Raw genomic sequence first — 20,914 nt, forward strand, 5'->3', positions numbered from 1 at the left:
GCCAGCGCTTGAGCACCGACGGGCCGCACATGCGGCCCGTTTCCTTTGCGCCCGCATCCGTGCGCAAGCGATCCGGCGCGCAGGGCCAGACAGCCCCCGGCGCAGGCGTGTAAACTGGCTGGTTTCCCGCTCGCGCCCGTCCCGGGCACACCATCGGCCCATGACGTTGCTCGACCTCTTCAGCCAGGATGACCTGATCGCCCAGCTCGGCATGGAGACCGTGGCCAAGGGCCTGGGCTACCTGAGCAGGGTGAGCGCGCTGTCGACCGAGGGCAGCGAGGTGTCGGCCCTGGTGAAAGGCCGGCAGCGCACGCCCTATGACGTGTTCGCCAACGTCGTCGAGGAGGACGGGCGCCCCGCACTGGTCAGCGGCTGCAGCTGCCCGATGGGCTACGACTGCAAGCACGTGGCGGCGATGATGCTGTTGTGGCTGCACCAGCGTCGCCGGCCCGACCGCCCGCGCCAGCAGGTGTTGGCCTGGGTCGAGGGCTTCCGCCATGCTGCCAGCGCGCTCGACCCCAGCGCCGCACGCAAGCGCAAGTCGACAGCCAGCAAGCACGCCCTGCACTACGTGATCGAGCCCGACAGCGAGCATGGCGAGGACACCATCGCCTGCTACAAGGTCCGCCTCGACCAGCAAGGCCAGATCCGCCAGCGCGAGAGCTGGAGCAACTTCGAGCGCGCCCTGCAGGACCCGCCCGCCTTCGTAGACGAGACCGACCTCGAGATCCTGCGCCTGCTGTGGGCGCACCGGCCGCGCGGCCGCACCGTCGCCAGTGCCGGCCTGCCGCTCGATGGGCGCAACAGCAGTGAGCTGCTGAGCAAGCTGCTCGTCAGCCAACGCCTGCATTTCGCCAGCCTCGCCAGCCCCGCGCTCAGCGCCGGCGAACCGCGTCCGGGGCATCCGGACTGGACGCTGACCGCCGACGGCCTGCGTGCGCCAGTGCTCACCGTGGAGCCCGCCGCCGAGCGCATCCTGCCCCTGCTGCCGCCCTGGTATGTGGATACCGCACGCGCCGAGGCCGGCCCGATCATGCTGACGGTGCCGGCCGAGCTGGTGCAGCGCCTGCTCTGGCTGCCGCCGCTGACCCAGGCGGAATCCGAGCTCGTCGCCGAAACCCTGGCCGAGGTCGCGCCCGCCCTGCCCGCGCCGACCCTGCGCGGCGAGCCGCCGATCGAAGTCGGCGGCGTGCCGGTGCCGGTGCTGCGCCTCGACACGCGCCCCGTGCATCACGTGCGCTTTCGCAGCTACGCCGCCTATGGCACCTACGAGTTCGATTTCGCCGTGCTCGCCTTCCGCTACGGGCCGGTCACCGTCGATGCGGAGGACGGACGGCTCTTCCACCCCCTGCCCGACGGCCGCAGCGCGCGCCTGACACGCGACGAGGCCGCCGAGCGCGCCGCGGCCCAGCGGCTGAGCGCGGCCGGCTTCAGCCGCGTACCGCCGGGTGCAATCCAGGCGAGCTTCGGCACGCTGCCGCCCGAAGCGCTCGGCCTCGCGAACGAGTCCGCATGGCCGGGCTTCATGGCCGACACCGTGCCGACGCTGCGCGAAGAGGGCTGGGAGGTGGCGTTTCCCGCCGACTTCCGCCACCACGCGATCGACATCGACCGCCTGATGCTCGACATCGACGAGCGCGAGGACGGCTGGCTGGGCCTGTCGCCCGGCATCGAGGTCGATGGCAAGGCGCTGCCGCTGGCGCCGCTGCTCGCCGGCCTGTTCGCGCAGGATGCGCGCTGGCTGTCGGGCCGGCTCGACGACATCGCCGACAACGAGGCGCTGATCCTCGAACACGAGGAGCTCGGCCGCCTGCGCATCAGCGCCGCGCGCATCAAGCCGCTGGTGCGTGCATTGGTGGACCTGTTCGATCACCCCGATCACGACTGGCGGCTGTCGAGGCTCGACGCCACCCGTCTGGCCGATCTCGATCTGCCGGGACGCGGCCGCGAACGCATTGCCGAGATCGCCGCCCGCCTGCGCCACACCGAAGGCATCCAGGCCGTCACGGCGCCCAAGGGCTTCCGCGCCGAACTGCGCCCCTACCAGCTCGAGGGCCTGGCCTGGCTGCAGCACCTGGTGCGCCACGACCTCGCCGGCATCCTCGCCGACGACATGGGCCTGGGCAAGACCGCGCAGACGCTCGCCCACCTGCTCACCGAAAAGCACGCCGGCCGGCTGGATGCGCCGGCGCTGGTGATCCTGCCCACCTCACTGGTGTTCAACTGGCAGGCCGAGGCCGAGCGCTTCGCCCCCGACCTGAAGGTGCTGAACCTGCACGGCGCCAATCGCCACGCCCGCTTCGACGAACTGGACGCGGGCGCCGCCGGCGGCGAGCGGGTCGATATCGCGCTCACCACCTACCCGCTGCTGTGGCGCGATGCCGAACAACTGCAGGCGCGCGAGTGGAGCCTGCTGATCCTCGACGAGGCGCAGACGGTGAAGAACGCCGCCAGCAAGGGCGCGCAGGTGATCCGCCAGCTGAAGGCCCGCCACCGTCTCGGGCTCACCGGCACGCCGCTCGAGAACCACCTCGGCGAGCTGTGGGCGCAGTTCGACTTCCTGCTGCCGGGCTTCCTCGGCAGCCACAAGCAATTCACCCAGACCTGGCGCACGCCGATCGAGAAGCACGGCGACAGCGATCGTCGCGACCTCCTTGCCGCCCGCCTGCGCCCCTTCATCCTGCGCCGGCGCAAGGAGGACGTCGCCACCGAACTGCCGCCCAAGACCATCATCGTGCGCAGCGTCGGCCTCGAGGGTGGCCAGCGCGACCTCTACGAGACGGTGCGCGCGGCGATGGACGAGAAGGTGCGCGCCGAGATCGCGGGCAAGGGCTTCGCGCGCAGCCAGATCGTGATCCTGGACGCACTCCTGAAGCTGCGCCAGGTGTGCTGCGACCCGCGCCTGCTGAAGTCGCCCGCGGCCGCGCGCGTCAAGGAGCGCGCCAAGCTCGACCTGCTGATGGACATGCTGCCCGAGCTCATCGACGAGGGCCGGCGCATCCTGGTGTTCTCGCAGTTCACCACCATGCTCGGCCTGATCGCCGCCGAACTCGACAAGGCGAAGATCGGCTGGGTGGCGCTGACCGGCGACACCCGCGACCGCCGCGTGCCGGTGGAGGACTTCCAGAAGGGCCGCGTGCCGGTGTTCCTGATCAGCCTGAAGGCCGGCGGCGTGGGCCTCAACCTGACCGCGGCCGACACCGTGATCCATTACGACCCGTGGTGGAACCCGGCGGCCGAGAACCAGGCCACCGACCGCGCCCACCGCATCGGTCAGGACAAGCCGGTGTTCGTGTTCAAGCTGGTATGCGCCGGCAGCATCGAGGAGAAGATCCTCGCCCTGCAGGAGAAGAAGGCCGCGCTGGCCGAGGGCGTGCTGTCCGAGGATGCGGATGCGCTGGCAAAGTTCGGCGAGTCGGACATCGCTGCGCTGCTGGCGCCGCTACCGTTTGCGGCGCACTGAGGTCGGCGAACCCAGATTCCATTCCAACGCTGAAAGCTTGCCGTTCCGGGATAAGGAAAACGTCTACGCCGCACACACGTCTATAGACGCGTGTGCGGCACAGCAGCTTACTGGGAGGGTTCAGCGATGAAGATCTCGACGCGACGGTTCATGGCGCGACCTGCCGCGGTCGCATTGTCCGCCACCGGCTGACGGGAGCCGCGGCCGTCGATCGCGATGCGCTGCGCCGACACACCACGCATGACCAGGTAATCACGCGTGGCAGCGGCACGGTTGATCGACAGTGGATCGTTGATCGCGTCCGAGCCGGTGCTGTCGGTGTGGCCAATGATCGTCACGGTGGTGATCGGATGCTGGTTCAACGTGCCTGCGAGTCGGTCCAGCACGGGACGCATGTTGGGCTTGATGTCGTAGCGGCCGACGTCGAAGGAGACATCTGCGGGAATGTCCACCTTCAACTGGTTGTCGCTGGTCTGGCTTACGCCAATCCCTGTGCCGGCGGTCGCCTGCTCCATCTCGGCCTTCTGCTTCTGCATATTCTGCGACCACAGATAGCCACCGGCAGCGCCAATAGCGGCACCCACCGCCGCACCGGTCGCGGTGCTGCGTCCCTTGTTGCCACCCGCCGTCGCACGCCCGATGACAGCACCGGTCACCGCACCGATCCCGGCACCGATGCTGGTATCACGCTGAGTTTCAGTCATGTTTGCACATCCACTCAGCGCCAGCGTCACCGCGCACAGACTCAGGACCCCTCTCTTCATGAAGATTGCCTCCGTTCAATTGTAGGTTGGCCAACCTGGGTCAGTTGACCTTGAGCGTGCCGCCACGCCCGAGGCCTCCTTTTACATCCTGCGCCTTGTAGTTGCGCAGTGCGATGACCATGCCGTTGTAAGCATCCATGAATGCGGCCACCGTCGCCTTGCCTTCGGGCGTCCGAGAGAACCCTCCCAGTGCGCCACCGGCACCGCCACCAAATGCGCCGAGCGCAGCACCAAAATTGGTGGCAGTGGAGCTGCCTTCCGATGCCGCGATCTGAACGGCCGATCGAATGTCGAATAACGACAACGTGACCACGGAGACCTTGGACTGGAGACCTCCAGCAACCGCGCCGAACCTCCCGCCGAGCAAACCTCCGACGACGCCGCCGAGTGAGCCGACCGAATCGTTGTTGATGATAATCTGCGGCTCCAAATAGTAGTCGGCTGCAACGCGCTGTCCCTTTTGTTGCTTCGAGCCCGCTCGATACTCCCCGGAATTGCGCTGGGTATCGGTGATCCGCGACAAGCGACTGTCGGTACGGAGATTTCCAATTGAGGTAATGACGAAGCAGTTTGACTGCTGCACGGCGAGGCGCAACAAAGGCTCGATGCTCGTGACTTGGGTCGCGCTACCGAATTGGCCGTACCAATCAGCCGCACGGCCGTCATCAACCGCAATCGTACCCAGGGGGGCCTCGCAACGCTCGAGTTGCGCATTGGCGTCAACGCTGGTGCCACCTGCGGCCGACCCGGACAGTGCAGTCGGGTTGGTTCCGGTCGTCACACAACCGCTCAAAGATGCAATTGCGGCGAGCGCAAGCGCAAGGCGCGAAATCCGGGGGCTGCTCATGGTGATCTCCTTCTGCTCAGGTTAGATTGCGGTCGCAAGCTAGGGCGGGGGCCCAGCCGCGCAAGCCGAAAGTTGAACTTACAAGCATTTATAGTGAACGCTCACCGACGACCGCTGGGTGCAAGTTGGCGGCTAACGGTAGTACCAGAAGCCGTCACGCCAGTAGCCGAGATAGGTGTATCGCCTGTACCAGTAGTCGTGGAATACGCCCTTCCAGCGCTGGCGCCATTTCCACTCGGCCTCCTCGGACTTGCGGGCCGCACTGGCCTCAGCAAGGAGCGTCTGGGCTTCCTTGTCACCTCGGCTGGCGGTAATGGATAGCCACTTCTCCGCTTCACGCGGATCCGGCCCCATTTCCTCAAGTCCCGTCAGGTAGAAGCGCCCAAGTGCCTTTTGCGCCTCGAGATGCCCCCGCTCTGCCGCGGACCGCATCCAGGTCAACGCCTTATAGCTGTCCTGACGGACGCCATCGCCCCGGAAATACCTCAAACCCAGATCATAGGCAGCTCGAGGCTCTCGTTCCGCAAGCGCTTCAAGCGCCGCGACTCGGCCATCATCTTCCCCGTCCGATACACGGGCATCATGTGTCGCGTAACCTCGAGACCGTTCGCTGCAGCCCTCCGAATCACATATCCGGACCGTCTCTCGAGGAGGAGGTTGTGTACATGCCGCGAGCAGAAGGCAGGCTAAAAGGACAAGGCACTTCGTCATGACATGACACCTCAAGGCCAAGAGCTTTCACGAATATATTCAGTTACATTCTAGACGTGTTGGCCTGACTCGCGAGACAAAATTTACGCGGCAATTCCCAAGAGAGTCTGTGAAAATTTCCGATAAATGCTTTTGGTATAATTCTTGCGTCCCGGCCACGATCTCGTAACCCTGCCATGAAAGCTCACGCACGAGTGATTTTGCCCAACCGCACCCAGATGGAGTTTCGCGCCAGCGACCTCGAGTCGCTGCTGCCGGAAGGTCATCGGGCGCGGCTGGTGTGGTCGTATGTGGTCGGGCAGGATCTGGGGCGCTTCTATGAGCGGATCCGGGTGCGTGAGGGCGGGGTTGGTCGGGCGGCGATCGCGCCGGAGATTCTGTTGTCGCTGTGGCTTTACGCGACGCTCGACGGGGTGGGCAGCGCGCGCGAGGTGGCGCGCCTGACCGATGCGCATGATGCGTACCGCTGGCTGTGCGGCGGGGTGCAGGTCAATTACCACACGCTGTCGGACTTCCGGAAGGATCACGGCGAGGCGCTCGACGAGTTGCTCAGCGCCAATGTTGCAACGCTCATTGCCGCCGGGGTGGTGAAGCTGCGCCAGGTGGCACAAGACGGCATGCGGGTGCGGGCCAGTGCGGGGGCGGGATCGTTTCGGCGCGAGGACAAGCTCGCGGGCTACCTGGAGGCGGCCCGCGAGCGGGTTGCGCAGCTCAAGGCCGAGCTCGAAGCCGACCCGGGCAAGGCCGATCGGGCCCGTCAGGCGGCACGGCTGCGCGCGGCCCGTGAGCGCGAGGCCCGGGTGGTCGAGGCGCTGGCGCGCTTGCCCGAACTCGAAGCGATCAAGCGCCGCCAGGGCAAGGCTGCCAATCAGGCGCGCGCCTCGACGACCGATGCCGAGGCGACGGTCATGAAGATGGGCGACGGCGGGTTTCGGCCCGCGTACAACCCGCAGCTGGCCAGCGACGTCGACTCGCTGGTGATCGTGGGCGTCGAGGTGGCCACGGCGGGAAGTGATCAGGGTCAGATGGTGCCGATGATCGAGCAGGTGCGCGAGCGTTGTGGTCAGGCGCCCGAGGCCTGGTTGGTCGATGGCGGCTTCGTCGGTCACAAGCAGGTCGAACAAGCCAGCGCGCGCACCACGGTGTATGGGCCGGTGCCGGCGGCCAAGGACAAGACGGTGGATCCGCACCAGCCCAAGCCGGATGACAGTCCTGCCGTGGCAGCGTGGCGCGCGCGCATGGGGACCGACGAGGCCAAGGCGATCTACAAGAACCGCGCCGCAACCGCCGAGTGCGTCAATGCCCAAAGCCGCAACCGGGGGCTCCAGCAGTTCCGCGTGCGCGGCCTGGCTAAGGTCAAGTGTGTGATCTTGTTCTTCGCTTTGGCCCACAACCTGATGCGGATGGCCAGCCTGGCGCCGGAGATGCTCGCCCTCGGGAAAGGTGCGTCTGCCGTGTCCGGAATCGGGGCTTGAACGTAGGAAATACCGAAGAACGACCCGAAAAATCAGAAAGCGCGAGCACATTCATGCTGAATAGATCATCCGGCCGCCACGGCGGTCATAAACCCCCTCGCGCCCCCTTCGGCGGGCGTGACCGAAAAGTTCACAGGCTCAGAGTTGAAGAACTAACTCCGGAGTGCATTTAGCAGCGTGTACCCTGCCCAGGTCATCACCACGGAGCCGACCACATGCACCGCAAGGTGCAGCCCGAGCCAGCCGAGCGCACCGCGCTGCAGCAGGTGAAAGGCCTCGGCCGAGAAGGTGGAAAACGTCGTCAGTCCGCCGAGCAGACCGGTGGTGAGCAACAGCTTCAAGGCTGGCGCCATGCCCGGCCAGGCCTGCACCGCCGCGAGCGCGAAACCCATCGCCAGGCCGCCGACCAGATTCGCAACCAGGGTGCCGAGCGGGATCAGAGCGAACGCCGGGTTGAGCCACGTGCCCAAGCCCCAGCGCAGCCAGGCGCCGAGCGCCGCACCCATGCCCACTGCAGCGAAAGTGGCCAGATTCAACGCCACCACCCCAACGAGACGACCCGGAACATGGAATCCGCCACCCATCCAGAATGAACTGAAGCCCGATTCTACCCGCTGCCCCGGGTGCAGCCGAGCGCACAAGGCGGATCGGCTACAATTGCGCCAACCCGCATCCCGGCCACCGGGCCGACCTTCCAGATCCTCCGTGTGATGAAACCCGAAAAATCCCCCGCCGCCGAAGCCCCCGTCGTCTCCAACTTCATCCGCAACATCATCGACGAGGACCAGCGCAGTGGCAAATGGGGTGGCCGCGTCGAGACGCGTTTCCCGCCCGAGCCCAACGGCTACCTGCATTACGGCCACGCCAAGTCGATCTGTCTGAACTTCGGCCTCGCCGAAGCCTATGGCGGCGTCTGCCACATGCGTTTCGACGACACCAACCCCGAGAAGGAAGAGCAGGAGTACGTCGACGCCATCATCGAGGCGGTGCAGTGGCTCGGCTTCGAGTGGGGCGAGCACCTGTACTACGCCTCGGACTATTTCGACCGCATGTACGCCTGCGCGGAGAGCCTGATCAAGGCCGGCAAGGCCTATGTCGATTCGCAGTCGGCCGAGGAGATGCGCGCCAACCGCGGCACGCTCACCGAGGCGGGCAAGGACAGCCCCTACCGCAACCGCAGCGTGGCCGAGAACCTCGACCTGTTCGCGCGCATGCGCGCCGGCGAGTTCGCCGAGGGCTCGCACATCCTGCGCGCCAGGATCGACATGGCGAGCCCCAACATCAACCTGCGCGACCCGGCGATCTACCGCATCCGCCACGCCACCCACCATCGCACCGGCGACGCCTGGCACATCTACCCGATGTACACCTTCGCCCACCCGATCGAGGACGCGATCGAGAACATCACCCACTCGGTGTGCACGCTCGAGTTCGAGGACCAGCGCCCGTTCTACGACTGGCTGCTCGACGCGCTCGCCACCGAAGGCCACTTCCCGCGCCCGCTGCCGCAACAGATCGAGTTCGCCCGCCTCAACCTGACCTACGTGGTGCTCTCCAAGCGCAAGCTGATCCAGCTCGTCAATGAAGGCCACGTCGCCGGCTGGGACGACCCGCGCCTGCCAACGCTGATCGGCGCCCGCCGCCGCGGCTTCACCGCCGCCGGCTTCCGCCGCTTCGCCGAGCGCATCGGGGTGTCCAAGGCCGACTCGTGGATCGACATGAGCGTGCTCGAAGAGTGCATGCGTGACGACCTCAACGAAGCGGCCGAGCGCCGCGTGGCGGTGCTCGATCCGCTGAAGCTGGTCATCACCAACTACGCGGAAGGCGAATCGGAGCTGTGCCAGGCGCCCAACCATCCCTTGAAGCCCGAACTCGGCAAGCGCGACATGCCGTTTTCCCGCGAACTGTGGATCGAGCGCGAGGACTTCATGGAAGCGCCGGTCAAGGGCTTCCACCGTCTCTACCCGGGCAACATGGTGCGCCTGCGCTACGGCTTCGTCGTCAAATGCACCGGCTGCGAGAAGGACGCCGCGGGCAACATCACCGCGGTGCTCGCCGAGTACATGCCCGACTCCAAGTCCGGCACCCCCGGCGCCGACAACTACAAGGTCAAGGGCAACCTGCACTGGGTGTCGGTGGCGCACGGCTACGAGGCCGAGGTCCGCATCTACGACCGCCTGTTCGCCCACCCCCATCCCGGCCAGCGCCGCGAGGGCGACGCGCCGGACGCCGAGCGCGACTTCCTCACCGACATCAACCCGGACAGCAAGCGCGTCATCACCGCCTACCTGGAGCCGGCGCTCAAGGATGCCCAGCCCGAGGACCACTTCCAGTTCGAACGCCATGGCTACTTCGTCGCCGACCGCGTGGACTCCAAGCCCGGCGCGCCGGTGTTCAACCGCACGGTGACGCTGAAGGATTCGTGGGCCAAGGGCGGGAAGTAAGGCCGTCTGACAGGAGTACGAGGATGGCGATGATCAACAGCGTGACCGACCCGATAGCCGCCTCGCTCGCCTGCCTGCGCGGCAGCGTGCCGCCTGGCAGCAAGGTGATCGTGTTCGGCTCGCAAGCGCGAGGGGAGGCTCGCAAGGACAGCGACCTCGACTTGCTGGTGGTCGAGCCCGAGGTCAGCAACCGCTTCGATGAAATGGCTCGGCTTGCCTCCCTGCTCGGGCGCCAGTTGATCCCCGCTGACGTGGTGGTGATGAGCGATGCGGCGTTCGAGGAGGAACGGACACAGCCCAACACCCTCGCTTGGCGCGCCATGCGCGAAGGACGTATTCATGAGTTCCCCGGCTGAGTTCGCGCGCGGTCTGCTGCGCCGGGCACGCGACGACGCTTACGTCGTCGAACAACTCGCTCGCGACAGCGCCGCGCCCGACTGGATCATCGGCTTCCACGCCCAGCAAGCGGTCGAAAAGGCACTCAAGGCCGTGCTCGCCGCAGCTGGAGTTCAGTTTCCAAGGACCCACAACATCGCGATGCTGCTTGCCCTTCTCGAGCAAGCAGCCATTCAATCGCCGGAGAACTGCGCCGGGCTCGAGCGCCTGACGCCATTCGGCGTGGCTGCACGATACGAGGGCGCACTGGATCAGAGCTTCATGCTCAAGCGCAATGCAATACGAGCGGAAGTCACCGCTGTACTGGCCTGGTGCCAAGCCACGCTCGACGTCTTGCTTGGACCACAGGCCGAGCCCCGATGAGCGTTCCGAAATACCACGAACTCATTCGGCCCTTGCTTGACCTTGTCGCCGACGGATGTCCTCGCAATCTCCGCGAAGCATCCCAGGCGCTTGCTGAACGCCTGGGCCTCACCGACGAAGACCTCGCGGAAACCCTCCCCAGTGGCTATCCGCGATACCTGAACAGAGTCGGCTGGGCCAAGAGCGATCTCAACAAGACGGGTCTCATCGAAAGCTGTGGTCGCGGGATGTTCCAGATCTCGGCAAAGGGGCGCATCGCGTTGCCCGAACTGCCCTCCAAATTGGACCGGAAGTATTTCGAGAGCCGTGGAATGGGAAACTGGAAGGCAGCGGTGCCTCCCGAGACGTCCGCCGCTCACGCCGGCGCCCCACCCGACGAATCACTAACGCCCGAAGAACAGATCGACGAGACGCTCGCTGAAATCCAGGGTGCCCTGGAGCAGGAGGTTCTGACGCAGCTTCGGGCGATCAGTCCAGCGAGCTTCGAGCGCTTCGTCGTGCGGCTTCTGGCGGCAATGGGCTATGGCGTGGGCGAAGTGACCGGACGCTCCGGCGATGGGGGAATAGACGGCGTCATTTACGAGGACCGCCTCAAGCTCGACCGCATCTACCTGCAGGCGAAGCGTTGGACCGATGCGCCGGTCGGTGGACCGGACATCAACGGCTTCCTCGGCGCGCTGGCCAAGCACGGCGCCAATCGTGGCGTTTTCGTGACGACGAGTCGATTCACTCCGGATGCCAGACGGGCGGTCGAGCTTCCGCATCTGCGGCTGGTTCTGATCGACGGCGAAGAACTCGCGCGGCTCGCGGTCGAGCACAATGTGGGGGTTTCCATCAAGCGCCGGATCGAACTGAGGCGGCTGGACACGGACTTTTTCGACGACCTCTGACACAAACGTCCCATGAAGACCATCCGCCGCCTGCTGACCGCACTCGTCGTCCTGGCCCTGCTGGGGGCGGCAGGCTGGTGGTTCACGCGGCCCAAGCCGGTCGAGGTGGTGGTACATGAGGTCGGCCGCGGGCTGGTCGAGGCGACGCTGTCGAACACCCGCGCCGGCGAGATCGAAGCCTGCCAGCGCACCAAGATGGCGACCATCGTCGGCGGGCGCATCGAATGGCTGGGGGTGAAGGAAGGGGACCGGGTCGAGGCCGGGCAGGTGCTGATGCGGCTGTGGCATGGCGACCTGGAGGCGCGCCTGGCGATCAACCAGGCCCAGCTTGCCACCGCGCGCCAGCGCGTGCAGGAAGCCTGCACCGTGGCCGACAACGCCGAGCGCGAGGCGGCGCGCCAGGCGCAGCTGGTCAGGCGCGGCTTCGTCTCCGCCAGCGCCGAGGAGAAGGCACGCACCGAAGCGCGCGCGCGCCGTGCCGCCTGTGACACCACACGCGCGGAGATCACCACGGTGCAGGCGCAGCTCGCTGCCACCGAGACCGACCGCCAGCGTCTGGTGCTGGTCGCGCCCTTTGCCGGCACCGTGGCCAGCATCAGCGGCGAACTCGGCGAAATCTCCATTCCCTCGCCACCCGGCGTGCCGACGCCGCCGGCAATCGATCTCATCGACGATTCCTGCCTGTACGTGAAAGCACCGATGGACGAGATCGACGCGCCGAAGATTCGCCCCGGCCAGCCGGTGCGCATCACGCTCGAGGCGATGGCGGGCACGGTGTTCGAGGGCCGCGTCAAGCGCGTGGCGCCCTACATCACCGCGGTTGAAAAACAGGCGCGCACCGTCGAGGTCGACGTCGACTTCGTCAGCCCGGACGAGGCGCGCGGCATGCTGGTGGGCTACAGCGCCGACGTCGAGATCATTCTCGACACCCGCGCCGATGTGCTGCGGATCCCGACCTCGGCACTGCGCGAAGGCAATCGCGTGCTGGTCGAGGACAACGGCGTGCTGGTCGAGCGCAAGCTGCACACCGGGCTGTCGAACTGGGAACAGACCGAAGTGCTCGAGGGCCTGCAGGCGGGCGAGCGCATCGTTACCTCGCTCGAGCGTGCCGGCATCGCCGCCGGCGCGCGCGTCCGCGTCGAATCGGTCACGCACTAGCGCGCGGCGACGGGATCGCGAGGGAATCAAGCGCGAACATGGCCCAGATCGAACTCGACGGCATCAACCGCATCTTCCAGCTCGGCGACAGCCAGGTGCATGCGCTGCGCGACGTCTCGCTGCGCATCGATGCGGGCGACTACGTGGCGGTGATGGGCCCCTCCGGCTCCGGTAAATCCACTCTGCTCAACCTGCTCGGCCTGCTCGACCGCCCCAACGCCGGCCACTACCGCCTGGAAGGCCGCGACGTCACCACGCTGTCGGCCGACGAGCAGGCCGCGGTGCGCAGTGCGCGCATCGGCTTCGTGTTCCAGAGCTTTCACCTGGTGCCGCGGCTCACCGCCGCCGAGAACGTCGCCCTGCCGCTGATGCTCGCCGGCATCCCGCCGCACGAGCGCAGCCGCCGTGTGGAACAGGCGCTGAACGACTTCGGCCTCGAAACCCGCGCCCACCACCGCCCCGAGGAACTCTCCGGCGGCCAGCGCCAGCGCGTGGCGATCGCGCGCGCGACCATCATGCGCCCGGCGATGCTGCTCGCCGACGAACCGACCGGCAACCTCGACCGCGCCACTGGGCAGGAGGTGACCGCCCTGCTCGAGGCCCTCAACGCCGCCGGCATGACGCTGATCGTGGTCACCCACGACCCGTCCATGGGCGAGCGCGCCCGCCGACGTGTGCTGATGGAGGACGGCGCCATCCACCACGATCTGCGGCGCAGCGCGCAGCCGGCATGAGCCCCGCCGACACCCTGCGCTTCGCCAGCCGCGCCGCCCTCGGCTACCCGCTACGCAGCGCGCTGATGGTGCTGGCGATGTCGATCGGCGTGGCGGCGGTGGTGATGCTCACCGCGCTCGGCGACGGCGCCCGGCGCTACGTGGTGGAAGAGTTCTCCGCGCTCGGCGCCAACCTGCTGATCGTGCTGCCCGGCCGCACCGAGACCGGCGGCGTCAACCCGGGCAGCTTCGTCAGCAGCACGCCGCGCGACCTCACCAACGACGACGCTGCCGCGCTGCAGCGCCTTGCACTGGTGCAGCGCGTCGCGCCGCTGACCGTGGGCAACTCCGAGATCGCGGTGAGCGGGCGGCTGCGCGAGGTGCTGGTGGTCGGCACCACGGCCGACTACCTCGACATCCGCGGCTTCAAGGTCGCCGGCGGCCAGTTCCTGCCGCGCGAGGACTTCGGCCGCGCCACCGCGGTGGCGGTAATCGGCGAAACCATCCGCGCCGAGCTGTTCGGCAACCAGAACGCCATCGGCCGCATGATCCGCCTCGGCGACCGCCGCCTGCGCGTGATCGGCATCATGGGCCCGGCCGGGCGCGGGCTGGGGATGAACTCCGACGAGCTGGTGCTGGTGCCGGTGGCGACCGCGCAGGCCATGTTCAACACCAATGCGCTGTTCCGCATCATGGTCGAGACCCGCAGCCGTGAGGCGCTGGCGCCGGCCCAGCGCCAGGTGGAGGATCTGCTGCGCGCCCGCCGCGACGGCGAGTTCGACTTCACCGTCATCACCCAGGATGCGGTGCTCGGCACCTTCGACCGCATCCTCGGCGCGCTGACGCTGGGCGTGGCCGGCATCGCCGCGATCAGCCTGGCGGTGGCCGGCATCCTGGTCATGAACGTGATGCTGGTTGCCGTCACCCAGCGCACTGGCGAGATCGGCCTGCTCAAGGCGCTCGGTGCCAGCGCACGCGCGATCCGCCTGGCCTTCCTCACCGAGGCCGGGCTGCTGTCGCTGGCCGGAGCGGCCGCCGGCTTCGTCCTCGGCCACGCCGGCGCCTGGACCATCCGGCTGGCCTTCCCCGCCCTGCCCGCGTGGCCGCCCGACTGGGCGGTGGCAGCCGCGGTCGGCACGGCGCTTGCCACCGGGCTGCTGTTCGGCGTGATGCCGGCGCGACGCGCCGCCGCGCTGGACCCGGTGCAGGCGCTGATGAAGCGATGAGCGGCATGCGCTGGACCGATCTCCTGCAACTCGCGCTGCGCTCGCTCATCACCCACCGCATGCGCAGTGCGCTGACGCTGGGCGGCATCGCGGTCGGCATCGCGGCGGTGATCCTGCTGACCTCGATCGGCGAAGGCCTGCACCGCTTCGTGCTGCAGGAGTTCGGCCAGTTCGGCACCAACGTCATCGAGATCACGCCGGGCCGGCAAGGCCCGCGCGGCGGCCCGCCCGGGCTGCCGACGACCGCCCGCGAACTCACCCTGGACGACGCGGCCGCGCTGGCGCGGCTGCCTCACGTGCGGCACGTCACCGGCAACGTCAGCGGCAACGCCGAGGTACGCGCCAACGGCCGCGTGCGCCGCACGATGGTGCTCGGGGTCGGGGCCCATATGCACGAGGTGTACAAGATGCGGGTTCGCGTGGGCCAGTTCCTGCCGCCCGACGACAGTGACAGCCCGCGCGCCTTCGTCGTGCTCGGGCCCAAGCTCAAGCGCGAGCTGTTCGACGCCGGCAATGCGCTCGGTGAGCGGGTGCAGATCGGCGACGAGCGCTACCGGGTGATCGGCATCATGGAGGAGAAGGGCCAGTTCCTCGGCATCGATCTCGACGACACCGCCTTCATCCCCAGCGCACGCGGGCTGGCACTGTTCAACCGCGACGGGCTGATGGAGATCGGCCTCGACTACGAGGAGCAGGTGCCGGCCGTGCGCGTGGTCGAGCAGGTCAAGCGCACCCTGATCGCCCGTCACGGCCGCGAGGACTTCACCATCCGCACCCAGGAAGACATGCTCGCCACGCTGTCGAACATCCTCGGCATCCTCACCGCCGCGGTCGGCGCACTCGGCGGCATCTCGCTGCTGGTGGGCGGCGTGGGTATCGTCACCATCATGACCATCGCGGTCAGCGAGCGCACCAACGAGATCGGCCTGCTGGTGGCACTGGGAGCACGAAGGCGCACCATCCTCGTCATCTTCCTCGGCGAGGCGGTGGTGCTGGCGGCACTCGGCGGCCTCCTTGGCCTGCTCGTCGGTGCAGGCCTGGCGCAACTGGTCGGCGTGCTGCTGCCGGCGATGCCGGTGGCGACGCCCTGGCAGTTCGTGCTCATCGCTGAACTGCTGGCGGTGGTGATCGGCCTGGCCGCGGGCGTATTGCCGGCGCGCCGGGCCGCCGGGCTCAACGCGGTGGATGCGCTGCGTGCAGAGTGAGGCAGGAAGGCCAAACGTTGACTTTAGTCAAGCTTCAGGCGGATTCACCGGCAAAAAACCTGTCCTGGACTAGATTCAAACCAAAGGCGGGTGTGCGATATGTCACAGTCGCAAACAGAAAATCAGTAACCAGTTGCACGAATACCACACAAGGAGATCATCATGTGCACACTCGACGCCCCGATCGCACGCTGCGAAACCGCCCGCACCATGGTGTTGCTGGACGAAACGCAAGTTGAATGCGCCTGCGAACACGGATGCCCACCAGGGCGCGACTGCCCGCTCGAAGCGTGCTTCGCCAAGCTGAGCGGACTCTACGAGCCCCACCCCGAACTGAAGGCGGCCGCAGCCGCGCGGATCGCCCTTCACTGAGCCTGGCCTGAACACGCGCCCAGAAGAAGGCGCGCAAGCTCGGAGCGTATCGTAGCCGGAGCCCTCGATCGAGGGCTCCGGCTGTTTTCGTTTTCAGGATTCAGGAACCCGCGGCGATCCACATGGTCATTTTTCAGCAAACAGAACCATAAAGGACGCGTGCCGCAGCGCTGGCGGCCGCCGGCCAGGGAGACCAACACCATGCAGATGCAAGAGGGGCCGTCGTGTTCGCGGGCATAGCGCTGATCGCCTTCGCGATGCTGATCGCGCCGCTGCTCGCGCGCCCGCTCGACGATCGCGCCGGGTGGGTGCTCGCGATCGCGCCCTTGACCGCATTCGGCTACTTCCTGTCGCTCGTGCCCGAGGTGGCGCTGGGCGAGGTGGTGACACAGCGCTTCGTCTGGGTCGCGGCCCTCGACGTCGAGCTCGCCTTCCGCGTCGATGGCCTGTCGTTGCTGTTCGCGCTGCTGATAAGCGGCATCGGCACCCTGATCGTGCTGTACGCGGGCGCCTACCTGTCCGACCACCACCATCTCGGCCGCTTCTACGCCTATCTACTGGGCTTCATGGCGGCCATGCTGGGCCTGGTGCTGGCCGACGACCTCATCGCGATGTTCGTGTTCTGGGAGCTGACCAGCGTCACCTCCTTCCTGCTCATCAGCTTCCAGCACGACAAGGCCGACTCGCGCCGCTCCGCGCTGCAGGCGCTGCTCATTACCGGCGGCGGTGGCCTCGCCCTGCTCGCCGGCCTGATCCTGCTCGGCACCGTCGGCGGCAGCTGGCAGTTCTCCGGGCTGTCGGCCGAAGCCATCGCGCAGCACGCCGCCTACCCGGCCATCCTTGCCCTGGTGCTGATCGGCGCCTTCACCAAGTCGGCACAGATCCCCTTCCATCTGTGGCTGCCCAACGCGATGGCCGCGCCGACACCGGTGTCGGCCTACCTGCACTCGGCAACCATGGTGAAGGCGGGCGTGTACCTGCTCGCCCGCCTGAACCCCGCGCTCGGCGGCTCGGCAAGCTGGAGCACGATCCTGATCACCATCGGTGCCGCCACCGCCCTGGTGGGTGCGGTGCTGGCGATCCGCCAGACCGACCTCAAGCGCGTGCTGGCCTATACCACGGTCACCGTGCTCGGCCAGCTCACCATGCTGCTCGGCACCAACACCCACTACGGCCTGCAGGCCTTCGCCATCTACCTGGTGGCGCACGCCTTCTACAAGGCGGCGCTGTTCATGGCGGTCGGGGCGGTCGACCACGCCACCGGCACGCGCCAGATCTCCAACCTCGGAGGGCTGTTGCGCTACATGCCGCTCACCGGCTTCGCCGTCGCCCTGGCCGCCTTCTCCAACGCCGGGCTGCCGCCCTTCTTCGGCTTCATCGCCAAGGAGTTCAAGTATGCCGGCCTCATCGAACTGGGCCTGGCGGGCTGGGTCACGACGGCGGTGATGATCCTCACCAATGCGCTTCTGCTGACCGCGGCGGGCCTGGTGTTCGTACGCACCTTCCTCGGCAAGGAGGGGCGCTATCCGCGCAAGCCGCATGAGGTGAGCCTGCTGATGTGGATCGGGCCGATGCTGCTGGCGGTCGGCGGCTTCGTGTTCGGCGCCTTCAACAACCTCGCCGAGGTGTGGCTGATCGACGCCGCCGTGCAGGCGGTCTCGAGCTCGGCGGTGCCGGTGGACCTCTATCTATGGGGCGGCTTCACCCCTGCCCTGCTGGCCAGCGCCATCACGGTGGCGCTGGGCGTCTTCTTCTACCTGCAACGCACCCGGCTGCGCCGGCGCCTGTCGCTGTGGCGCGTGCTGTGGCGCGTGAGCGGCGACATGCTCTGGGATCGCCTGCTCAAGCGCGTCTTCCTCTTCGCCGGCGGCATCGCCGACCGCTTCCAGCATGGCTCGCTGCGCCAGCACATCAGCGCGCTGGTGATCGCCATCGCCGGCTTCGCCCTCATCGGGCTGTTCGCCTCCACCGGCGAAGACCTCGCCTGGCCGGAAGTGAGCAGCCCGCTCAACCTCGCCGCCGTGGTTGGCTGTGCGCTCGCGGTGGCTGGCGCCGCTGCGGCGGCCGTCATGCCGGGTCGGGTGGCCCTGATCGCCACCCTGGGGGCGAGCGGCCTCGGGCTGGCGATGTTCTTCCTCGCCTCGCGTGCGCCGGACGTGGCCATCACCCAGTTGATGGTCGAGACCCTGACCGTGATCTTCCTCGCCCTCGTACTGCGCAAGCTGCCGCCGACGCGCATGGTCGGTTCGCGCAAGCCGGCGGCCAAGCGCTTTCATGCCATCGTCGCGCTGGTCATCGGCGCGGTCGTCACCGCGATGATGCTGATGACGGTCAGCCAGCCGCTGCCGGGCGACATCGCGCGCTGGTATCTCGACAACAGCCTGCCCGGCGGCCATGGCGCCAACGTGGTCAACGTGATCCTGGTGGACTTCCGCGCACTCGACACCCTGGGCGAGATCCTCGTCGTCGGCCTGGCCGCGCTGGCAGCCGCCAACCTGCTCGGCAGCGGCAAGCCGGGCAGGACCGCGAGCGAAGGCAGCTCGGACTTCGCCTCGGTGCTGCTGCGCCAGGGCATCCGGCCGCTCTCCGCGCTGCTTGCGCTGATCTCGCTGATGCTGCTGTGGCGCGGCCACAACCTGCCCGGTGGCGGTTTCATCGGCGGCCTGGTGGCCGCCACTGCGGCGGTGCTGCTGGCGCTGGCCTTTGGCGTCAACCGCGCGCGCGCAGTGCTGCGTGTACCGCCCGCGATCATCCTGGCACTCGGCCTCGCCTGTGCCGCCGGTGCCGGCGTGATCGGCCTGCTGCAGGGCCAGCCCTTCCTCACCGGCGGCTGGATCTTCCCTGGCGGTCTGCCACTGGGAACCCCGCTGCTGTTCGACGTCGGCGTCTTCCTCACCGTGGTGGGGGCGGTCCTGCACATGTTGTTCCGTCTGCTCGAACGCGAGGCCTGAACATGGAAATCATCGCTTCGATCACGGTCGGCCTGCTGGTGGCCATCGGCATCTGGATGCTGCTCGACCGCAGCCTGCTGCGCGTCGTGCTGGGCGTCATCGTGCTGGGCAACGGCGTCAACCTGGCGGTGTTCGTCGCCGGCCGCCTCGACGGCCGCGCCGCCGCCTTCGTCACCGAGGCCGGCGCCCCGGCGATGGCCGCCAACCCGCTGCCGCAGGCGCTGGTGCTGACCGCGATCGTCATCGGCTTCGCCCTGTTCGTGTTCGCGCTGGCCGTGCTCAAGCGCACCTGGGAGGTGCACGACAACATCGAGACCGACCGCATCACCGCCGTCGCCGAGGAGCCCGCGCCCGATCTGCCTCGCTCCGGGCAGCCTCGACCGAGCCTGCCCGGCCACGGCGCCGAGCGCGCGCCACCCGCTGCGGCCGAGGGGGGACGTGCATGAACGCGCTCATCATCGCCCCCGTCCTGATCCCGCTCGCCACGCTGATCTTCACCCTGCTCGCACGCCGGAACGCCGCCCTCGTCGCCTCGATCAGCCTGGTCGGGGCGCTGGCGCTGAGCGCGGCCGGCCTGGTCATGGTCGGCCTCGCCGCCGAGGGCCGCATCCTCGCCGCGCAGGCCGGCGGCTGGGCGGCACCCTACGGCATCAGCCTGGTCGTCGACCGCCTGGCGGCGGCGATGGTCGCCATCTCCGGCATCGTCGGCACCGCCACCATCGTGTTCGCGATGGCGCGCGACGAGGACGCGGCGCGCAGCCGCGAATTTCACCCCCTGGTGCATGGCCTGCTGGTCGGCGTGTGCGGCGCCTTCATCACCGGTGACGTGTTCAACCTCTACGTCTGGTTCGAGGTGCTGCTGGTGGGCTCCTTCGCGCTGCTGGTGCTCGGGGGCGGCCGGCGCCGGCTGGCGGGCACGGTGGTGTATGTCGTGCTCAACCTGGTGGCGACGCTGATGTTCCTGCTCGCCGCCGGCATGCTCTATGGCGCCAGCGGCAGCCTTAACATGGCCTTGCTGGCGCAACAGTTCGCGGCCGGCGAGGTCCCGGCCACCGCCCATGCGGCGGTGGTGCTGATGCTCACCGCGTTCTCGATCAAGGCCGCGCTGTTCCCGGTGTTCGGCTGGTTGCCCGCCTCCTACCATGTGGCGTGGACGCCGATCTCGGCGCTGTTCGCTGGCCTGCTGACCAAGGTCGGCGTGTATGCGCTGATCCGCATCGTGACCCTGTTCTGGCCCGATGCTGGCGCGGCGCATACCGTGCTGCTGTGGGTGGCCTGCGCCACCATGCTGATCGGCGTGCTCGGCGCCGCGGCCCAGGTCGAGGTGCGCCGCATCCTGTCCTTCCACATCGTCAGCCAGGTCGGCTACATGATCCTCGGCCTGGCGCTGGCCACGCCGCTGGCGCTCGCCGGCGCGGTGTTCTACCTGATCCACCACATCGTGGTGAAGGCCAACCTGTTCTTCATCGGCGGCATCGCCGCCCGCCTCACCGGCTCGGAACGGCTCGCGGCGATGGGCGGGCTGTATGCGCGCGCGCCCTGGCTGGCGATCCTGTTCGCGATTCCGGCGCTGTCGCTGGCGGGCATTCCACCACTGTCCGGCTTCTGGGCCAAGTTCGTGCTGGTCAAGGCCAGCCTCGACGCCAGTGCCTGGATCGCCGCCGCAGTGGCGCTGATCACCGGCATCTTCACCCTGCTGTCGATGAGCAAGATCTGGAACGAGGCCTTCCTCAAGCCACCTCCGGCCGGCACTACCGGCGAGCGCAGCAGCGCCGGCCTGCAGCCGGCGATCTGGGCCGTGAGCGCGCTCGCGGCGATGACGGTCGCGATCGGCCTCGGGGCCGGGCCGGTGATGGATTATGCCATCGCCGCCGCCGAGCAACTGGCGGCACCGCAGGCCTACATCCAGGCCGTGACCCATGCTGGAGGGCTGTGA

The 20,914-nt window shown here is 67.8% G+C and carries 18 protein-coding genes; 14 read left to right on the plus strand and 4 right to left on the minus strand.

The features are described 5' to 3' along the window. The first annotated feature begins 160 nt into the window (after window positions 1–160). Entirely contained in the window at window positions 161–3,463 is a 3,303-nt protein-coding gene (locus ACMV5O_RS01110) for an SNF2-related protein (protein WP_416161732.1), read from the plus strand. 107 nt (window positions 3,464–3,570) lie between these two features. Here ACMV5O_RS01110 and ACMV5O_RS01115 read toward each other — a convergent pair whose 3' ends face one another. From ACMV5O_RS01115 to ACMV5O_RS01125, 3 genes are all read right to left on the minus strand, one after another. Beyond that, window positions 3,571–4,227 carry an OmpA family protein gene (locus tag ACMV5O_RS01115; RefSeq protein WP_416161733.1) on the minus strand — a complete coding sequence of 219 codons (657 nt, stop codon included), beginning with the start codon at window positions 4,225–4,227 and terminating at the stop codon, window positions 3,571–3,573. Window positions 4,228–4,267: 40 nt separating this feature from the next. Continuing rightward, window positions 4,268–5,074 carry a hypothetical protein gene (locus ACMV5O_RS01120; RefSeq protein WP_416161734.1) on the minus strand — a complete coding sequence of 269 codons (807 nt, stop codon included), beginning with the start codon at window positions 5,072–5,074 and terminating at the stop codon, window positions 4,268–4,270. Between the two features lie 132 nt (window positions 5,075–5,206). Then, entirely contained in the window at window positions 5,207–5,785 is a 579-nt protein-coding gene (locus ACMV5O_RS01125; RefSeq protein WP_416161735.1) for a tetratricopeptide repeat protein, read from the minus strand. A 176-nt stretch (window positions 5,786–5,961) separates the two neighbouring features. Between ACMV5O_RS01125 and ACMV5O_RS01130 the strand changes: the two genes are divergently transcribed. Then, on the plus strand, window positions 5,962–7,260 hold the full coding sequence (locus ACMV5O_RS01130) for an IS1182 family transposase (protein ID WP_416161736.1): 1,299 nt from the start codon (window positions 5,962–5,964) through the stop codon (window positions 7,258–7,260). 152 nt (window positions 7,261–7,412) lie between these two features. On the opposite strand, the gene crcB is transcribed toward ACMV5O_RS01130, so the two are convergent. Then, window positions 7,413–7,796 (minus strand): fluoride efflux transporter CrcB, encoded by a 384-nt coding sequence (gene crcB / locus ACMV5O_RS01135; RefSeq protein WP_416161737.1) that lies wholly within the window; start codon window positions 7,794–7,796, stop codon window positions 7,413–7,415. A gap of 174 nt (window positions 7,797–7,970) precedes the next feature. On the opposite strand from crcB, the gene ACMV5O_RS01140 reads away from it, so the two are divergent. The 12 genes from ACMV5O_RS01140 (at window position 7,971) to ACMV5O_RS01195 (ending at window position 20,914) form a co-directional block, all read left to right on the plus strand. Then, entirely contained in the window at window positions 7,971–9,704 is a 1,734-nt protein-coding gene (locus tag ACMV5O_RS01140) for a glutamine--tRNA ligase/YqeY domain fusion protein (RefSeq protein WP_416161738.1), read from the plus strand. Between the two features lie 23 nt (window positions 9,705–9,727). Further along, complete coding sequence (locus ACMV5O_RS01145) at window positions 9,728–10,060, plus strand: nucleotidyltransferase domain-containing protein (RefSeq protein ID WP_416161739.1); 333 nt, start codon at window positions 9,728–9,730, stop codon at window positions 10,058–10,060. Continuing rightward, a complete protein-coding gene (locus ACMV5O_RS01150; RefSeq protein ID WP_416161740.1) occupies window positions 10,044–10,463 on the plus strand; it encodes a HEPN domain-containing protein in 420 nt (139 codons plus the stop codon). The genes ACMV5O_RS01145 and ACMV5O_RS01150 overlap by 17 nt, the downstream gene beginning before the upstream one ends. Continuing rightward, window positions 10,460–11,353, plus strand: a complete 894-nt coding sequence (locus ACMV5O_RS01155; RefSeq protein WP_416161741.1) for a restriction endonuclease — start codon at window positions 10,460–10,462, stop codon at window positions 11,351–11,353. Before ACMV5O_RS01150 ends, ACMV5O_RS01155 begins: the two co-directional genes overlap by 4 nt. A gap of 12 nt (window positions 11,354–11,365) precedes the next feature. Further along, window positions 11,366–12,511, plus strand: a complete 1,146-nt coding sequence (locus ACMV5O_RS01160; protein ID WP_416161742.1) for an efflux RND transporter periplasmic adaptor subunit — start codon at window positions 11,366–11,368, stop codon at window positions 12,509–12,511. A gap of 38 nt (window positions 12,512–12,549) precedes the next feature. Further along, a complete protein-coding gene (locus ACMV5O_RS01165) occupies window positions 12,550–13,245 on the plus strand; it encodes an ABC transporter ATP-binding protein (protein ID WP_416161743.1) in 696 nt (231 codons plus the stop codon). Next, complete coding sequence (locus ACMV5O_RS01170) at window positions 13,242–14,450, plus strand: ABC transporter permease (protein ID WP_416161744.1); 1,209 nt, start codon at window positions 13,242–13,244, stop codon at window positions 14,448–14,450. Before ACMV5O_RS01165 ends, ACMV5O_RS01170 begins: the two co-directional genes overlap by 4 nt. 5 nt (window positions 14,451–14,455) lie before the next feature. Next, a complete protein-coding gene (locus ACMV5O_RS01175) occupies window positions 14,456–15,655 on the plus strand; it encodes an ABC transporter permease (protein WP_416161942.1) in 1,200 nt (399 codons plus the stop codon). A gap of 162 nt (window positions 15,656–15,817) precedes the next feature. Continuing rightward, window positions 15,818–16,027 carry a hypothetical protein gene (locus ACMV5O_RS01180; RefSeq protein WP_416161745.1) on the plus strand — a complete coding sequence of 70 codons (210 nt, stop codon included), beginning with the start codon at window positions 15,818–15,820 and terminating at the stop codon, window positions 16,025–16,027. 224 nt (window positions 16,028–16,251) lie between these two features. Then, the gene (gene mbhE / locus ACMV5O_RS01185; RefSeq protein WP_416161746.1) at window positions 16,252–18,978 is read left to right on the plus strand and encodes a hydrogen gas-evolving membrane-bound hydrogenase subunit E; all 2,727 of its coding nucleotides are present in this window, start codon (window positions 16,252–16,254) and stop codon (window positions 18,976–18,978) included. A gap of 2 nt (window positions 18,979–18,980) precedes the next feature. Next, window positions 18,981–19,424 (plus strand): sodium:proton antiporter, encoded by a 444-nt coding sequence (locus ACMV5O_RS01190; RefSeq protein WP_416161747.1) that lies wholly within the window; start codon window positions 18,981–18,983, stop codon window positions 19,422–19,424. Further along, entirely contained in the window at window positions 19,421–20,914 is a 1,494-nt protein-coding gene (locus ACMV5O_RS01195) for a proton-conducting transporter membrane subunit (RefSeq protein WP_416161748.1), read from the plus strand. The genes ACMV5O_RS01190 and ACMV5O_RS01195 overlap by 4 nt, the downstream gene beginning before the upstream one ends.

Source organism: Thauera sp. WH-1, from assembly GCF_047806685.1.
Classification (GTDB): domain Bacteria; phylum Pseudomonadota; class Gammaproteobacteria; order Burkholderiales; family Rhodocyclaceae; genus Thauera.

Bases quoted from the DNA above. Each gene is read 5' to 3' on its own strand.
- ACMV5O_RS01110 (WP_416161732.1), top strand. From the start codon at position 161: ATGACGTTGCTCGACCTCTTCAGCCAGGATGACCTGATCGCCCAGCTC.
- ACMV5O_RS01115 (WP_416161733.1), bottom strand. From the start codon at position 4,227: ATGAAGAGAGGGGTCCTGAGTCTGTGCGCGGTGACGCTGGCGCTGAGT.
- ACMV5O_RS01120 (WP_416161734.1), bottom strand. From the start codon at position 5,074: ATGAGCAGCCCCCGGATTTCGCGCCTTGCGCTTGCGCTCGCCGCAATT.
- ACMV5O_RS01125 (WP_416161735.1), bottom strand. From the start codon at position 5,785: ATGACGAAGTGCCTTGTCCTTTTAGCCTGCCTTCTGCTCGCGGCATGT.
- ACMV5O_RS01130 (WP_416161736.1), top strand. From the start codon at position 5,962: ATGAAAGCTCACGCACGAGTGATTTTGCCCAACCGCACCCAGATGGAG.
- ACMV5O_RS01140 (WP_416161738.1), top strand. From the start codon at position 7,971: ATGAAACCCGAAAAATCCCCCGCCGCCGAAGCCCCCGTCGTCTCCAAC.
- ACMV5O_RS01145 (WP_416161739.1), top strand. From the start codon at position 9,728: ATGGCGATGATCAACAGCGTGACCGACCCGATAGCCGCCTCGCTCGCC.
- ACMV5O_RS01150 (WP_416161740.1), top strand. From the start codon at position 10,044: ATGAGTTCCCCGGCTGAGTTCGCGCGCGGTCTGCTGCGCCGGGCACGC.
- ACMV5O_RS01155 (WP_416161741.1), top strand. From the start codon at position 10,460: ATGAGCGTTCCGAAATACCACGAACTCATTCGGCCCTTGCTTGACCTT.
- ACMV5O_RS01160 (WP_416161742.1), top strand. From the start codon at position 11,366: ATGAAGACCATCCGCCGCCTGCTGACCGCACTCGTCGTCCTGGCCCTG.
- ACMV5O_RS01165 (WP_416161743.1), top strand. From the start codon at position 12,550: ATGGCCCAGATCGAACTCGACGGCATCAACCGCATCTTCCAGCTCGGC.
- ACMV5O_RS01170 (WP_416161744.1), top strand. From the start codon at position 13,242: ATGAGCCCCGCCGACACCCTGCGCTTCGCCAGCCGCGCCGCCCTCGGC.
- ACMV5O_RS01175 (WP_416161942.1), top strand. From the start codon at position 14,456: ATGCGCTGGACCGATCTCCTGCAACTCGCGCTGCGCTCGCTCATCACC.
- ACMV5O_RS01180 (WP_416161745.1), top strand. From the start codon at position 15,818: ATGTGCACACTCGACGCCCCGATCGCACGCTGCGAAACCGCCCGCACC.
- ACMV5O_RS01190 (WP_416161747.1), top strand. From the start codon at position 18,981: ATGGAAATCATCGCTTCGATCACGGTCGGCCTGCTGGTGGCCATCGGC.
- ACMV5O_RS01195 (WP_416161748.1), top strand. From the start codon at position 19,421: ATGAACGCGCTCATCATCGCCCCCGTCCTGATCCCGCTCGCCACGCTG.